This is a genomic window from Methylobacterium longum (assembly GCF_022179385.1).
GTDB lineage: Bacteria > Pseudomonadota > Alphaproteobacteria > Rhizobiales > Beijerinckiaceae > Methylobacterium > Methylobacterium longum.
Genome location: NZ_BPQS01000192.1, coordinates 1 through 417, shown reverse-complemented (window position 1 = coordinate 417; position 417 = coordinate 1). Strand labels below are relative to the sequence as shown.

Here is a 417-nt window from a genome sequence, read left to right as displayed (position 1 = left end):
GGCGCGCCCGACCCAGTCGGCCAGCGTCGAGCGGTCGAGGCTGATGCCCTGGCGGGCGAAGATCTGCGCCTGTCGATACAGCGGCAGGTGGTCGGCGTATTTGGAGACGAGCACCTGCGCGACGAGAGCATCGGTGGGCAGGCCGCCCTCGATCAGCCGCGCCGGTGCCGGGGCCTGCACGATCGCGTCCCCGCAGGCGCGGCAAGCGTAGCGCGGGCGGCGGATCACCAGCACCCGGAACTGCACCGGCACCACGTCGAGGCGCTCGGACACGTCCTCGCCGATCCGGTGCAGGGTGCCCGCGCAGCATGGGCAGGCGGTGCTGCCGATGTCGACCACGCACTCGACCCGCGGCAGATGGGCGGGCAGCGCCCCACGGTTCGCGCGCCGCTTGACCCTCTGGGCCTCCTTCTTGGC

General features: G+C 73.1%; 1 protein-coding gene. It reads right to left on the bottom strand.

Translation table 11 applies throughout. The annotated features are described in order from the left end of the window. Positions 1-417, bottom strand: a 417-nt coding sequence (locus MFF58_RS32055; RefSeq protein ID WP_238294387.1) for an IS66 family transposase zinc-finger binding domain-containing protein, incomplete at both ends; no start/stop codon positions are given.